General features: G+C 72.7%; 14 protein-coding genes. 9 read left to right on the forward strand and 5 right to left on the reverse strand.

What is annotated here, in order from left to right:
• Nucleotides 1-160 precede the first annotated feature (160 nt).
• Nucleotides 161-949 carry a GntR family transcriptional regulator gene (locus AC02VZ_RS04385; protein ID WP_432056478.1) on the reverse strand — a complete coding sequence of 263 codons (789 nt, stop codon included), beginning with the start codon at nucleotides 947-949 and terminating at the stop codon, nucleotides 161-163.
• A gap of 370 nt (nucleotides 950-1,319) precedes the next feature.
• Here AC02VZ_RS04385 and AC02VZ_RS04390 point away from each other — a divergent pair, with 370 nt between their 5' ends.
• The 4 genes from AC02VZ_RS04390 to AC02VZ_RS04405 all read left to right on the forward strand — a co-directional run bounded on the left by AC02VZ_RS04390 (nucleotide 1,320) and on the right by AC02VZ_RS04405 (nucleotide 6,001).
• Entirely contained in the window at nucleotides 1,320-2,597 is a 1,278-nt protein-coding gene (locus AC02VZ_RS04390; RefSeq protein ID WP_476474561.1) for an extracellular solute-binding protein, read from the forward strand.
• An 89-nt stretch (nucleotides 2,598-2,686) separates the two neighbouring features.
• Complete coding sequence (locus tag AC02VZ_RS04395) at nucleotides 2,687-3,673, forward strand: carbohydrate ABC transporter permease (protein WP_432056476.1); 987 nt, start codon at nucleotides 2,687-2,689, stop codon at nucleotides 3,671-3,673.
• On the forward strand, nucleotides 3,670-4,500 hold the full coding sequence (locus AC02VZ_RS04400) for a carbohydrate ABC transporter permease (protein ID WP_432056475.1): 831 nt from the start codon (nucleotides 3,670-3,672) through the stop codon (nucleotides 4,498-4,500). The genes AC02VZ_RS04395 and AC02VZ_RS04400 overlap by 4 nt, the downstream gene beginning before the upstream one ends.
• Nucleotides 4,501-4,510: 10 nt before the next feature.
• The gene (locus AC02VZ_RS04405) at nucleotides 4,511-6,001 is read left to right on the forward strand and encodes a glycoside hydrolase family 3 protein (RefSeq protein ID WP_476474562.1); all 1,491 of its coding nucleotides are present in this window, start codon (nucleotides 4,511-4,513) and stop codon (nucleotides 5,999-6,001) included.
• A gap of 75 nt (nucleotides 6,002-6,076) precedes the next feature.
• On the opposite strand, the gene AC02VZ_RS04410 is transcribed toward AC02VZ_RS04405, so the two are convergent.
• The 3 genes from AC02VZ_RS04410 to AC02VZ_RS04420 all read right to left on the reverse strand — a co-directional run bounded on the left by AC02VZ_RS04410 (nucleotide 6,077) and on the right by AC02VZ_RS04420 (nucleotide 9,217).
• Nucleotides 6,077-7,093 carry a hemolysin family protein gene (locus AC02VZ_RS04410; protein ID WP_432056473.1) on the reverse strand — a complete coding sequence of 339 codons (1,017 nt, stop codon included), beginning with the start codon at nucleotides 7,091-7,093 and terminating at the stop codon, nucleotides 6,077-6,079.
• The gene (locus AC02VZ_RS04415; protein ID WP_432056472.1) at nucleotides 7,090-8,436 is read right to left on the reverse strand and encodes a hemolysin family protein; all 1,347 of its coding nucleotides are present in this window, start codon (nucleotides 8,434-8,436) and stop codon (nucleotides 7,090-7,092) included. Before AC02VZ_RS04415 ends, AC02VZ_RS04410 begins: the two co-directional genes overlap by 4 nt.
• A 325-nt stretch (nucleotides 8,437-8,761) precedes the next feature.
• Nucleotides 8,762-9,217, reverse strand: a complete 456-nt coding sequence (locus AC02VZ_RS04420) for a tellurite resistance TerB family protein (RefSeq protein WP_432056471.1) — start codon at nucleotides 9,215-9,217, stop codon at nucleotides 8,762-8,764.
• A 400-nt stretch (nucleotides 9,218-9,617) separates the two neighbouring features.
• On the opposite strand from AC02VZ_RS04420, the gene AC02VZ_RS04425 reads away from it, so the two are divergent.
• From AC02VZ_RS04425 to AC02VZ_RS04440, 4 genes are all read left to right on the forward strand, one after another.
• The gene (locus tag AC02VZ_RS04425) at nucleotides 9,618-10,013 is read left to right on the forward strand and encodes a cell division protein SepF (protein WP_476474563.1); all 396 of its coding nucleotides are present in this window, start codon (nucleotides 9,618-9,620) and stop codon (nucleotides 10,011-10,013) included.
• Nucleotides 10,014-10,226: 213 nt separating this feature from the next.
• Nucleotides 10,227-11,576 (forward strand): AAA family ATPase, encoded by a 1,350-nt coding sequence (locus AC02VZ_RS04430; RefSeq protein WP_476474564.1) that lies wholly within the window; start codon nucleotides 10,227-10,229, stop codon nucleotides 11,574-11,576.
• On the forward strand, nucleotides 11,569-11,916 hold the full coding sequence (locus AC02VZ_RS04435) for a nucleotide pyrophosphohydrolase (protein ID WP_432056466.1): 348 nt from the start codon (nucleotides 11,569-11,571) through the stop codon (nucleotides 11,914-11,916). The genes AC02VZ_RS04430 and AC02VZ_RS04435 overlap by 8 nt, the downstream gene beginning before the upstream one ends.
• A gap of 268 nt (nucleotides 11,917-12,184) precedes the next feature.
• Nucleotides 12,185-12,655 carry a DUF6099 family protein gene (locus AC02VZ_RS04440; protein ID WP_476474565.1) on the forward strand — a complete coding sequence of 157 codons (471 nt, stop codon included), beginning with the start codon at nucleotides 12,185-12,187 and terminating at the stop codon, nucleotides 12,653-12,655.
• Nucleotides 12,656-12,694: 39 nt separating this feature from the next.
• On the opposite strand, the gene AC02VZ_RS04445 is transcribed toward AC02VZ_RS04440, so the two are convergent.
• The gene (locus tag AC02VZ_RS04445; RefSeq protein ID WP_476474566.1) at nucleotides 12,695-12,949 is read right to left on the reverse strand and encodes a hypothetical protein; all 255 of its coding nucleotides are present in this window, start codon (nucleotides 12,947-12,949) and stop codon (nucleotides 12,695-12,697) included.
• A gap of 249 nt (nucleotides 12,950-13,198) precedes the next feature.
• On the opposite strand from AC02VZ_RS04445, the gene AC02VZ_RS04450 reads away from it, so the two are divergent.
• Nucleotides 13,199-14,122: an LLM class F420-dependent oxidoreductase gene (locus AC02VZ_RS04450; RefSeq protein WP_476474567.1), complete on the forward strand. Its 924-nt coding sequence runs from the start codon at nucleotides 13,199-13,201 to the stop codon at nucleotides 14,120-14,122.
• Nucleotides 14,123-14,402 lie beyond the last annotated feature (280 nt).

Here is a 14,402-nt window from a genome sequence, read left to right on the forward strand (position 1 = left end):
GGGTGGCGGTGGCGGTCACCCCGGCGGGCACGCCGTCGGCCGCGAGCCGGCCTCAGTCCCCCCGCTCACCCGGTGACGCGGTCCCCCCGCTGCCGCCCCGCCGTCAACGCCGGCCCGCCGTCGCCCCGGCCCTCGACGCCGCCTTGGCGCCGTCCGGCTCTCAGCGCCTGCCCCGCTGCTGCGGAGGCGTCAGGATCGCCGTGAACTTGTAGCGCGAGCCCCGGTACACCGAGCGGACCCACTCCACCGGGGTGCCGTCCTCGTCCCGCGAGTGACGGGACAGCAGCAGCATCGGCAGGCCCACGTCGGTGCCGAGCAGCCCGGCCTCCCGGGGGGTGGCGGGGGAGGTCTCGATGGTCTCGTCGGCCTCCGCGAGGCGCACGCCGTAGACCTCGGACAGGGTCGAGTACAGGGAGGCGCTGCGGGACAGGTGGCGGCGCAGGCGCGGGAAGCGCCGCGCCGACAGGTGGGTGGCCTCGATGGCCATCGGCTCGCCGCCGGCCAGCCGCAGCCGTTCGATGCGCAGCACGCGGTCGCCCCGGTCCACCTCCAACAGGGCGGCGAGGTCCTCGTCGGCCGGGACGTATCCGAGGTCCAGGACCTCGGAGGCGGGACGGAGTCCCTGCGCGCGCATGTCCTCGGTGTACGAGGTGAGTTGGAGGGTCCGGTACACCTTGGGGCGGGCGACGAAGGTGCCCTTGCCCTGGATGCGGTCCAGGCGCCCCTCGCTCACCAGCTCCTGCAGGGCCTTGCGGACGGTCGTGCGGGAGGTGCGGAACTCGACCGCGAGCAGACGTTCGGCGGGCATGGGGGCCCCGGGGCTGCGTTCCTCGGTCATCCGCAGCAACCGCTGCTTGATGCGGTAGTACTTCGGGACGCGGCCGACACGGCCGGGGCGGCCCGGCGTTGCCCCCGGGTCGGCCGGGGCGCTGCTGACGTCCGTGCTCATGACCTGCCTTCCGCCTGGTGTCCGGCGCGCGGACGGCAGGTGCCGGCCGCGGTGCACGTCGGCGGACGGCCGGTGTCGGCGCCGCACGCTCGGCGGTCCCGTTATAACGGCCCCCGGCCGGTTGGTCTAGTCCAACTCTCGACCCGCCCGGGTTTGGGTGGAATCCGATGCCCCAATTGACGTTGCCGTGCCGTTATCCACTGGCGTGGGCGCGACCCTTGACAGGGTCATAGGTCTAGGCCAAGCTCCCCTTGCTGGTCTAAACCATTTAGAGGGAAGCCGGGTCCCAGCCCGCCGAGCTGTTGCGCCGTAGTGGGGGTCACCGCCGAGGGCGTGGGTGCGGAAGGCATTTCCCGAGGAGGGGTGGCGCGTGAAGCGCAAGCTGATAGCCGCGATCGGAGTCGCGGGCATGCTGTTCTCCGTGGCGGCGTGCGGCGGGAACGACGGTGACGGTGACAAGAAGGCCGGTGCGGACGGCTACGCCGGCCAGACGCTCACGGTCTGGGTGATGGACGGCTCCTCGCCGGACCAGTGGCAGAAGGACCTCACCGCCGAGTTCGAGAAGAAGACCAAGGCGAAGGTCAAGTTCGAGGTCCAGCAGTGGAACGGCATCCAGCAGAAGCTGACCACCTCGCTGTCCGAGGAGAACCCGCCGGACGTCTTCGAGATCGGCAACACGCAGACCCCGGCCTACGCCAAGACCGGCGGCCTCGCCGACCTCGGTGACCTCAAGGCCGAGATCGGCGGCGAGTGGACCGAGTCGCTCAACGAGTCGTCCGTCTTCGAGGGCAAGCAGTACGCGGCGCCCTGGTACTTCGCCAACCGCGTCGTCCTCTACAACAAGAAGGTCTGGGCGGACGCCGGTCTCAAGGACACCCCCAAGACCCGCGACGAGTTCTACGACGCGCTCAAGACGATCGGTGAGAAGACCGACGCCGAGCCCATCTACCTGCCGGGCCAGAACTGGTACCACTTCGTCGGCCTGGTGATCGGCGAGGGCGGCGAACTGGTCAAGAAGGACGGCGACACGTACGTCTCCAACCTCGACGACCCGAAGGTCGCCGCCGCCGCGGAGACGTACAAGAAGTTCCAGGCGCTGTCCAAGGCGCCCAAGGACAAGGACGAGGCCACCCCGCAGCAGGGCGAGGTCTTCGCCGACGGCAAGGTCGGCGCGTTCATCGGCATGGGCTGGGAAGCGGGCATCGCGACCGAGGCCAACCCGAAGATCGAGAAGGACATCGGCTACTTCACCATCCCCGGTGCCACGGCCGACAAGCCCGAGGGCGTCTTCCTCGGCGGCTCCAACCTCGCCGTCGCCGCGGGCAGCAAGAAGCAGGAGCTCGCCAAGGAGTTCCTGAAGATCGCGCTCTCCGACAAGTTCGAGGGCCAGCTGGCCAAGCTCAACGGCGTCATCCCCAACAAGGAGTCGCTGCAGAGCAACCTGGAGGGCAACGCGCCCGCCGAGGCCGCCGCGCCGGCCGCCGCCGTCGGCGGCACCACGCCGCTGATCCCGCAGTGGGCGGCCGTGGAGAACGACCCGAACCCGATCAAGACGTACCTGACCGCCGTCCTGAACGGCAAGACCCCGGCCGAGGCCGCGAAGCAGGTCGAGGGCGAGTTCAACAAGCGCCTGGCGCAGCAGCAGTAGTCGCACCGCGAGCGCACGGAACGGGCGGGGGCCGGCCACTCGCCGGCCCCCGCCCGGCGTCGAGTATGTCGAGAAGAGAGATCGCGAGCATGACCGTGCAGACCGAACGGCCGCCCTCCGGCCCGGCGGACGTCCGCAAGGCGGACGACGGGGGGCCCGGCAGGCCGACACCGAGAGCGGCGTCGCGCGTCGGCGCGCTCGCCCCGTACCTGTTGCTGCTGCCCGCCTGTGTGGCCACCGTGCTGCTGCTCGGCTGGCCGCTGCTCAAGGACGTGCTGCTGTCGTTCCAGAACCTCAACATGACGCAGCTGATCCAGCGCGTCACCGAATGGAACGGAGTCGACAACTACACGGCCGCCCTCACCAGTGAGGACTTCTGGCGGGTCACCCTTCGCTCGATCCTCTTCACGGCGGTCAACGTCGTCCTGATCATGGTGCTGGGCGCGCTGGTCGGGCTGCTGCTCGCCCGCCTCGGCAAGTGGATGCGGTTCACCCTGCTGCTGGGCCTGGTCCTCGCCTGGGCCATGCCGATCGTGGCCGCCACCACCGTCTACCAGTGGCTGTTCGCCCAGCGCTTCGGCGTCGTCAACTGGGTCCTGGACAAGCTCGGCTGGCACTCCATGGCCGAGTACAACTGGACCAGCAGCCAGATGTCGACGTTCTTCGTCATCACGCTGCTGATCGTGTGGATGTCCATCCCGTTCGTGGCGATCAACCTCTACGCGGCGACCACCACCATCCCCAAGGAGCTCTACGAGGCCGCGTCCCTCGACGGGGCCGGCGCCTGGCGCAGCTTCACCACGGTCACCATGCCGTTCCTGCGGCCGTTCCTCTACGCGACCACGTTCCTGGAGATCATCTGGGTCTTCAAGGCGTTCGTGCAGGTCTACCTCATCAACAAGGGCGGGCCCGACCGGCTCACCGAGATCCTGCCCGTCTACGCCTTCGTCGAGGGTGTCGGCAACCAGCACTACGGCATGGGCGCGGCGATCGCCGTCCTGACCATCGCGATCCTGCTCGGCCTGACCGCCTACTACCTCCGGATCGTGCTCAAGCAAGAGGAGGACGAGCTGTGAAGCGCTCGCTCTTCGGCCGCCTGTGGCCCAACGTCACGGCCGCCGTCCTGTTCATCGGCTTCGTCTTCCCCGTGTACTGGATGTTCAACACGGCCCTCAAGCCGACCGGTGACATCCTCTCGGAGGACCCGGTCTGGTTCCCGGCCGACTTCACCTTCGAACACTTCAGCACCGCGATCAACGTCGACCACTTCTGGACCTACGTCGCCAACTCGCTGACCGTCACCGTCCTGGCCGTGGTCTTCTCCCTGGTGATCGCGCTGGCCGGCTCCTTCGCCCTCGCGCGGATGCGCTTCAAGGGGCGGCGCGGCTTCATCATCGGTTTCATGCTGGCCCAGATGGCGCCCTGGGAAGTCATGATCATCGCGATGTACATGATCGTGCGGGACGCGTCCCTGCTGAACAGCCTCGTACCGCTGACGCTCTTCTACATGATGATGATCCTGCCCCTCACCATCCTGACGCTGCGCGGCTTCGTCGCCGCCGTGCCGAAGGAGCTGGAGGAGTCGGCGATGGTCGACGGCTGCACCCGGGCCCAGGCGTTCCGCCGGGTCATCCTGCCGCTGCTCGCGCCCGGCCTGATGTCCACCTCGCTGTTCGGATTCATCACGGCCTGGAACGAGTTCGCGCTCGTCCTGGTGCTCAACAAGGACGCCGAGGCGCAGACCCTGCCGCTGTGGCTGTCCAGCTTCCAGAGCCAGTTCGGCAACGACTGGGGCGCGACCATGGCCGCCTCGTCGCTGTTCGCCATCCCGATCCTGATCCTCTTCGTCTACCTGCAGCGCAAGGCCGTCAGCGGCCTCACCGCCGGCGCCGTGAAGGGATGACCGCCACCCCATGACGACATTCACCACCGGCACCGACACGCTCACCCGGGACGCGCTCGCCGTTCTGCAGCCGGGCTTCGACGGCACCACCGCGCCCGACTGGGTGCGCCGCCGCCTCGGCGAGGGCCTCGCGTCCGTCGCCCTGTTCGGCCGCAACGTCGCCAGTGCCGAGCAGGTCGCCGCGCTCACCGCCCAGCTGCGGGCCGAGCGGGACGACCTCCTGGTCGCCATCGACGAGGAGAGCGGCGACGTCACCCGCCTGGAGGTCCGCACCGGCTCCTCCTTCCCCGGCGCCCACGCCCTCGGCGCCGTCGACGACACCGCCCTCACCCGGGACGTCGCCCGTGAGCTGGGCCGCCGGCTCGCGGCCTGCGGCGTCAACTTCAACTGGGCGCCGTCCGCCGACGTCAACGCCAACCCCGCCAACCCGGTGATCGGGGTGCGCTCCTTCGGCGGGGACACCGCCCTGGTGTCCCGGCACACCGCCGCCTACGTCGAGGGCCTGCAGTCCACCGGCGTGGCCGCCTGCGCCAAGCACTTCCCCGGGCACGGCGACACCAACGTCGACTCCCACCACGCCCTCCCGCACATCGACCTGGACGCCACGACCCTCCACGAGCGCGAACTGGAGCCGTTCCGGGCGGCCATCGCGGCCGGCACCCGGGCCGTCATGAGCGCCCACATCCGGGTGCCCGTACTCGACCCGGACCGCCCGGCCACGCTCTCCCGGCGCATCCTCACCGGCCTGCTCCGCGAGGAACTCGGCTACCGGGGCCTCATCGTCACCGACGGCATGGAGATGCAGGCCATCTCCGGCACCTACGGGCTGGAACACGGTGTCGTCCTCGCCCTCGCCGCCGGCGCCGACGCCATCTGTGTGGGCGGCGGACTGTGTGACGAGGCCACCGTGCAGCGCCTGCAGGACGCGCTCGTCACCGCCGTCCGTACCGGCGAACTCTCCGAGGAGCGGCTCGCCGACGCCGCCGCCCGGGTCCGTGCACTGGCCGCGTGGACGGCGAGCGTCCGCGACGCGTCCGACGGCGGCGGCGCGCCGCAGCCGGAGATCGGCCTCACGGCGGCCCGCCGCGCGGTCGAGGTCGCCCGCACCGCGCCCGCCGCACCGGTCACCGGGCCGGTCTTCGTGGCCACGTTCAGCCCCGCGCCCAACATCGCGGTCGGCGACGAGACCCCCTGGGGGGTCGGTCCGGAGCTGGAGCGCCTGCTGCCCGGCACCGCCTCGGGCACCTTCACCGGGCCCGACGCCGGGGCGCGGGCCCTGAAGGCGGCGGGCGGGCGCCGCGTCGTCGCGGTGGTCCGCGACGAGCACCGGCACCCCTGGATGGGCAGCGCCCTGGACACGCTGCTCGACGCGGAACCGGACACCGTTGTCATCGAGATGGGGGTACCGCAGTCCGCCCCGCGCGGCGCCCTGCACATCGCCACGCACGGCGCGGCCCGGGTGTGCGGGGTGGCCGCCGCGGAGGCGGTGGTCGCCGGCTGACCGCGGCCGGCCCCGCGGCACGACGCGACGGGAGCCCGGGACACGGCCGACCGTGTCCCGGGCTCCCGTCGTGCGTCAGGCCGCCGGCTGCATCAGCCGGGCCAGCAGGTCGTCCAGGGTGACCATGCCGACCAGACCGCCCGCGCCGTCGCGGACCACCGCCAGGGTGGAGCGGCGGCGGCGCAGCACGTCGATCGCGTCGGCGACCGTGGTGGTGACCTTCACCTCGGGCACCGGACGGGCCAGTTCCCGGGCGCTCGTCACGCGCCCCCGGGCCCGGGCCACCAGGGCGTCCCGGGCGTGCACCGAACCGAGCACGGCGCCGCCGTCTCGGACCAGCAGCCGCGTCCGGTCGTGGGCCGCCGCCACCCGCAGCAGCTCCTCCACGCCCGCCCCGCCGTCCACCGAGACGATCTCGGCGGCCGGCACGGCCAGCTCACCCACCGGTGTCTCCGGCTCGGTCAGCGACCGGGTCAGCAACTGCGAGTCCGCCGCGCTGATCAGGCCGAGCCGCTCCGACTCCGCGACCAGGTGCGTCAGCTGCTCCCGGTCGTGGACCGAGGCCAGCTCGTCGCGCGGGGTCACCCGGCACATCCGCACCAGCACGTTGCTCACCGCGTTCAGGACCCGGATGAGCGGCCGGACGGCCTTCACCAGGGCCCGGAACGGCGGCGCGAGCAGCATCGCGGAACGCTCCGGGTGGGCGATCGCCCACGACTTGGGCGCCATCTCGCCGATCACCATGTGCAGGAACACCACGACGATCATCGCGACGGCGAACGCCACCCCGTAGCTGAGCGCGCTGGGCAGGCCCAGGCTGCGCAGCAGGGGGTCCAGTTCGTGCGAGATCGCGGGCTTGGACACCGAGCCCAGCCCCAGCGTGCACACCGTGATGCCCAGCTGCGCGCCGGCGAGCATCAGGGACAGCTCGCGCATCCCGGCCAGCGCGGCACCGGCGCCGCGCCGCCCGTCCGCCGCCGCCTTCTCCATGCGGTGCCGCTTGGCGGCGACCAGCGCGAACTCGGCGGCCACGAAGAACCCGCTGCCGATGAGCAGCAGCACGGTCACGAAGAGAGCCATCGGGAAACTCATGAACCCTCCTCGACCGGATGCAGTTCCTCGGTGAACGACGTGATGCGCACCCGTTCGGCCACGTGCCGGTCGAGCGTGCGCACGTCCAGCACCGCGTGGCCGCCGGTGGGCAGCTCCACGGTGATCCGGTCGTCCACCGTCGGGAAGCGGCCCAGCCGGTCCACGATCAGACCGGCCACCGTCTCGTAGTCGTCCTCCTCGGGCAGCCGGACGCCGGTCGCCTCGGCGACCTCGTCCAGCCGCCGCCCGGCGTCCACCAGCCAGCCGTCACCGTCGGCCACCGCGAGCTGCGCGACCGTGTCGCTCTCGTCGGCGATGTCCCCGACCAGCTCCTCGGCGATGTCCTCGTAGGTGACGATGCCGGCGACACCGCCGTGCTCGTCGAGGACGACGGCGAACTCGTCGTCTTGCTCCCGCATCCGCGCCACCGCGTCCGGCAGCTCCAGCGTGTCCGGCAGCAGCAGGGGCCGCCGGGCCACCTCGGCGGCGGTGGCCCCGGCCGGCCGGGAGGCGGGCAGCGCCATCAGCTCGCGCACCCCCACCACGCCGATGACGTCGTCGGGGTGGTCGCCCAGCACGGGGTAGTTGGAGTGGCCGTGGGCGGCGATCAGGCCGACCGCCTCCTCGGCGCTGGCGTCCCCGCGCACGAACACGGAGTCCCGGCGCGGCACCATCACTCCGTGCAGGGTGCGCTCGGAGAACTCCAGCGCGTGGTCGAGCAGGGTGGCGGTGTCCCGGGGCAGGGCGCCGTTCTCGTGGGACTCGCCGATCAGGTGGCCCAGCTCCTCCAGGGTGGCACCGTGGTGCAGCTCCTCGACCGGCTCGATGCCGACCCGGCGCAGCAGCCGGTCGGCCGCCCCGTCGAAGATCCGCACCACCGGGCCGACGACCTTCAGGTACGCCAGGGTGGACCCGGACAGCGCCTTGGCCAGCCGCTCCGGCACCGCGATCGCGAGGTTCTTCGGGGCCAGCTCGCCCAGCACCATCTGCACGACGGTGGCCAGCACGAACGCCAGCACCACGGAGATACCGCTCACGGCCGCGTCGGGCAGCCCCACCCCGGACAGGGCGGGCCGCAGCAGTGCGGACACGGACGGCTCGGCGATGAAGCCGACGACCAGTCCGGTGACGGTGATGCCCAGCTGTGCGCCGGACAGCATGAAGGACAGCCGCTCCAGCACCTTCAGCGCGCGGGCGGCCTTCCGGTTCCCGGCCTCGGCCTCACGGGCGAGGGCCAGCCGGTCGGCGGAGACGTAGGCGAATTCCTGGGCCACGAAGTAGCCGGTTCCGGCGGTGAGCACGAACACGGCGAGCAGGCCCAGCAATGCTTCGGCGGCACTCATCGAACACCACCCCGTCGCGTGCCGCGGTCACTCGAAAGGTGACGGGATGGTCGGGGACTGGGTCCCGGGGGGTCCGTCGATCTGGCGGACACGTATGCACTCCTCATGGATGGGTCGGTCTCGGATCCAACGATTATGACCGGGCCCGTGTTCCCGGGCAGGCCGGGCCGATACCCGCGGGTATCGGCCCGGCCTGCCCGGTGCTGAGTGCCGCCTCCGGACGCCCGGACCACGGCCGCCCGGAGGTCCGTGGGGACCAGGGAGGCCCGTGGGGCCCGTGGGGGCCGGGAAGGTCCGGATCACGGGCGTCCGGGCCGGGGCACGGTCAGAGGTCGAACTCGTGCGGCGGCAGGTCGAGGGCGTAGCACGCCTCGCGGACGACCGCCTGCTCGTCCTTGTCGAAGTCGCCGTCGGCGCCGCCGATGACGATGCCGATCTGGATCACGGCCCGCGCCTCGGCCGGCTTCTTCTTGGCCTTGGCGATCTCCTGGAGCACGCTCACCTTGCCGAAGGCGAAGTCGGTGGTCAGTTTGTTCAGGTTGTCCTCGAACCGCCGGCGCAGGTCGTCGGCGGGGAAGTTCTGCAGCACGTCGTTGGTGCCGATGAGCTGGGCCACGCGCTGCCGCTCGGACGGGTCGACGGTGCCGTCGGCCGCGGCGACCAGGGCACACATGGCCATGCTCGCGTCCCGGAACGCACCGCTCTTGAGGTCGTTCTTCTTCGCCACCAACTGGTTCTGCATCTGCGACGCGGAATCCTTGAGTCGGTCCCACAGGGCCATGCCCACTCCATGTTTCTCGGTGTGCCCGGGGGGTTCCCGGTTCGGTCGGAGCGCCCGGCCCGCCACGCGGACCCGGCCCCCCATGTCTACAGCACTGTAGAAACTAGCGGTCGGGTGCGGAAGTTCCCCGCGTGGGCCCCGGAATGCGGGGCAGCCGGAGGTGTGCGTGCGCGGAGACGGTGCCGCGTGCGCCGGTTCGCACGACGCGCGAGAGGTCACGCGTCCCCTCGGGAACACGGTCCGCACGGGGCGGTCCGGCCCGGAGGGCGGCCGTCCGGTGCGGTGTCCCGGCAGGGGGGTGACGGTCCGGCGATGGCGGAGCGTGTCGTTATTGGGCCGAACGGGTGACCATGCGTAAGAATTGCCCGATGCAGACTGCCAGCGCGACCCAGGACGGAGCATGCCGGTGAGCAGCCACGACGTCACCGACGAACAGTGGGCGGGGCTCGCCCAGGTCGTTCCGCTGCGCGGCCGCGACGCCTGGCCGTCCGCCGTGGACCACCGGTCCGTGCCCGAGGCCGAGACACAGGCGCGCCGACGCTTCGTCGTCCTGCGCGTCAACGTCTTCGCGGACGCCCGCGACGTCGCCGAGACCCTGATGTCCGGCGTCCCGGTGCTGCTCGACCTCACCGGCGCGGAGACGGAGGTCGCCAAGCGCGTGCTGGACTTCAGCACCGGCGTGGTCTTCGGCCTGGCCAGCGGCATGCACCGGGTCGACCGCAACGTGTTCCTGCTCACCCCGGCCGGCACGGAGGTGACCGGCCTCATGGAGGAGGCGGGGGTCCCGGGGGTCTGACGGGGGGTCCCGGGCGTCCGGGGTGTGACGGAGGCGGGGCGGCTCCGCTGCTCCAGGGACTGCCGACGCGCAGCCCGTGGCCGGACCCGGCCGGGCCGGGGCGCGCCGGGGTGCGGGAGGGCGTGCGGGGCGGCGGGGTCCGCCTCGCCGTTCGTGGGACGCCCGCCCGAGCGGAACGGTTCGCCCCACGGGCGCGGTCCTAACGTCCCGTCCATGACCCCGCCCTCCCCGGCCCTCGGCCGCCTCCGGCCGCCGGCCCCGGACGTCCGCTCCTTCGACGCGGCCCCGGCCCCCCGCTCCCTCGATGCCTCCTTCGACGCGGCCCCGGACACCCCTTCTCCCGGCGCCGCCACCGGCACCCGTCCGCCCGACGGCACCACCGGCACCCGTCCGCCCGACGGCGCGACCGGCACCCGCCTCCCCGAGGGCGCCCAGGACCCCGCCCGTCCCGACCGGCCGCGGGTGACCGAGCTGCTGCTGTCGGCGTTCGCCGGGCACCGCGGTGCCGTCCTGCCGTTCGGGCCGCTCACCCTCCTCGCCGGCCCCAGCGGCAGCGGCAAGAGCAGCGCCCTGCGGGCCTACGAGGCGCTCGCCCGGCTCGGCGGCGGGGCGCACCTCGGCGAGGCGTTCCCCGACCCCGGTGCCTGTGTGCCCGAACGGTCCCGGCCCGACGCCCAGCGCCGCAGGGGCTTCCGCATCGGCTGCACCGCCGACGGACCCGAGGGCCCGGTCCGGCTCGAAGTCGCCGTCCAGGCCGAACCCGGCCTGCGCATCGTGGGGGAGCGGCTGACCGCCGGCGGGCGGGTCCTGCTGGAGACCGCGCTGCGCGACCCCGCGCGGCGCGTGGTGCAGGCCGCCTGGCACACCGCCGGGGCCACCCCGGTGACCCGCGGCCCGCTCCCGGACGACCTCCTCGGCACCGCCCTGCTGCCGCTGCGCGTCGCGGGCCGGACGCCGGGCCAGCGCAGGGTGCTCGCCGCCGCCGAGCAGATGGTCGTCGCCCTGCGGTCGGTCTTCGCCTGCGACCCCCGGCCCGGCCGTATGCGCGCCCCCGTCCCGAGGGGCGGCGGGCGGCTCCAGGGCAGTTGCGGCAACCTCGCCGACGTGCTCCTGCGCACCCGGACCGAATGCGGACGGCGGCACGCCCTGCTCGTCGCCGCCGTCCGCGCGGGGTGCGCCGGACCGGTCACCGACCTGCTCGCCGAACCGGCGCCGGGCGGACGGGTCCGTGCCCTGCTCGACCGCGGCACCGGTGTGCGCACCGACCTCGTCCGGCTCGGCGACGGCGAGCTGCGCTACGTCGCCCTCGCCCTGGTCCTGCTGACCGGCCCCGGCGTGCTGGAGGTCGACGCGCCCGGCGAGGTCCCCGCCGCCCTGCAGACCCTCACCGTGCTCGCCGACGGACTCGACCGGGGGCTCGACCCGGGCCAGCGCACCGAGCTGCTGCGGCTGGCGTCCCGGATGTGCGAGCGCGGGCACATCCGGCTGACCGGCACGGTGAGCGACGCCTCCTGGGCCACCGGGACGGACGGCGTGACGGTGGTACACCTGGACCGTGACTGATCCCCACCACGACGACCCGCCCGCGCCCCTCGACCTGCCGGGGCTCCAGCGCCGCCTCGCCGCGTTCGCCGCGGCGCGCGACTGGCAGCCGTACCACACGCCGAAGAACCTCGTCGCCGCCCTCAGCGTGGAGGCGTCCGAACTGGTCGAGATCTTCCAGTGGTTGACGCCGGAGGAGTCGGCCCGGGTGATGGACGACCCGGACACCGCGCACCGCGTCACCGACGAGGTCGCCGACGTCCTGGCCTACCTCCTGCAGTTCTGCGAGGTCCTCGGCGTGGACCCGCTGGCCGCCCTCGCCGCGAAGATCGACCGCAACGAGGACCGCTTCCCGGTCTGAGGCGACCGTTCCCGGTCCGACGTGACGGTTCCCGGTCCGAGGCGGCAAGGGGAGACCGGGGGAGACCAAGTGAGACCGGGGGAGGCAAGGAGGAGACGAGGGCTCCGCTTTCACTCTCCGCATACGAACGGCGGTCCGTAGCACGTTCGTATCCCCCGATTTCGGCCTCCCCCTGGCTTTCTGTCTCAGCCTCTCTCACTCTGGGTAATGGACAAGGGAGTTCACGTGGACGCGTGGGCAGCGCGTCCGGACCGGACGGGGGCAGCGCATGGACGCTGTGCGGCTCATCGAGACGAGCAGGCGGGCCCTGGCGGCGAGCACCGACCTGCCGGGCCTGCTGACCGAGGTGTGGCAGGCGCAGGCGCTCGCCCAGGCGATCGGCAGCCGGCTCGCGGTCTCGGGACCGCCCGAACTGCGGGGCGAGGCCATCGGGTTGACGGAACTGGCGGGCCGTGGCTGCGGAGTGCTGGACGTCCCCTGCCCGAAGGGCGACGAGCCGCGCGCGGCCCGGCTCACCGAGCTGGGCGACGTCCGCCGAACCCTGCTGCACCTCGGCGGGCTCCTCGGTGACGTCGGCATCACCCTGGTCGGGCTGGCCTGTGCCGCGCGGGACGAGGCGACGTACTGGCAGTGCATGGAGGCCATCGACGCCGCCGACGAGTCCCGCGACCGGGTCCTCGACATGCTCCGCAGACTCGCCGACCGCGAGGCGGCGTTACCGGAGCGGGAGGCGGGCTGAACCCGTCGGCCCGCTCCCGCGCCACCCGTGGCACACCCCTCAGGCGGTGACCGGGTGCTCCTCGCCCGCCCCCGCTCCGGCAGCTGTCCCCGGTACCGATCCCTCTCCCGTCTCCGACCCCGTCTCCCCGTCCCCCGTGCCCGCCGCGGCCGTCCGGTCCGCCGAGGCGTCCCGGAGGTCCGCGTCCAGGGCGGAGAGGTCCGCGTTCAGCGCCGCCATCAGCTCCTCCATCTGCCGCAGCAACCCCTGCGGCTGCCCGCTCCCGCCCTGCTGCGGCACGCTCTTTGTGGACACGACGGCCTCCTCGGCCCCTGGCCTGGCCCCCGCCGGGGCCGACACGGTGGCGCACCGGCGCACACGGGCCGGCGCGGGCGCCGGGTGGTCCGGCTCCGCCCCGGCCAACGATCTTCACCGGGACGGGTCACCGGCCCGGTCGTACCGCGGTCGCCCGACCGTCCGGCATTCACCCGACCGTGGAACGAAGCGCGGAAGGCGCGCCGGGTCCGGCGGAGCGTTCATGCCACGCATTGGCAGGATGGAGGCATGGACCTGCGCATTTTCACCGAGCCCCAGCAGGGGGCCACCTACGACACCCTGCTCACCGTCGCCAAGGCCACCGAGGACCTCGGGTTCGACGCCTTCTTCCGTTCCGACCACTACCTCAGGATGGGTTCCGCCGACGGCCTGCCCGGCCCCACCGACGCCTGGATCACCCTCGCCGGCCTCGCCCGCGAGACGAGCCGCATCCGGCTCGGCACCCTCATGACCGCCGCCACCTTCCGCCTCCCCGGCGTCCTTGCCATCCAGGTCGCCCAGGTCGACCAGATGTCCGGCGGGCGGATCGAACTCGGCCTCGGCGCGGGCTGGTTCGAGGAGGAGCACGCGGCGTACGGGATCCCCTTCCCGAAGGACAAGTTCAGCCGCCTGGAGGAGCAGCTGGAGATCGTCACGGGTCTGTGGGCCACCGGTCCCGGCAAGACCTTCGACTTCCACGGCAAGCACTACGAGCTCACCCGGTCGCCCGCCCTGCCCAAGCCGGTCCAGTCCAGGATCCCCGTACTGATCGGCGGCCACGGCGCCGTCCGCACCCCGAGGCTCGCCGCCCGGTACGCCGACGAGTTCAACATCCCCTTCGCGTCCCTGGAGGACACCGAGCGCCAGTTCGGCCGGGTCCGCTCCGCCGCGCAGGAGGCGGGCCGCGACCCGGAGGAGATCGTCCTGTCCAACGCCCTCGTCGTCTGCGTCGGCAAGGACGACGAGGAGGTCGCCCGCCGGGCCGCCGCCATCGGCCGGGAGGTCGACGAGCTCAAGGCCAACGGCCTGGCGGGCTCCCCGGCCGAGGTCGTCGACAAGATCGGACGGTACGCCGAGACCGGCTCCCGGCGCATCTACCTCCAGGTGCTGGACCTGCACGACCTCGACCACCTGGAACTGATCTCGGCCCAGGTGCAGTCGCAGCTCTCCTGACGCCCGCGTACCGGCCGCCCACGCCCCACACCCCCCGCCACACCCCGACGGGACCGCCCCGCACCCCGGGACGGTCCCGTCCCGCGTTCCCGCCCCCGGAAGCACGGGCGTCGCCGCCCCGGAAGCACGCCCGTGCCCGCCCCGGAGACACGGGCGTCGCCGGCCCGGCACGTCGTCGCCCGGGCCCGCCCCGAAATTCGAAAGTCTTTCGCCGCCGATCCCGGTACGTTGGCACGACGCGCCGGAGAACCGCGCGTTTCCGCACTTCAGAAGGTGTCCC

The sequence above is a fragment of the Streptomyces sp. 3-6 genome (genome assembly GCF_056323165.1).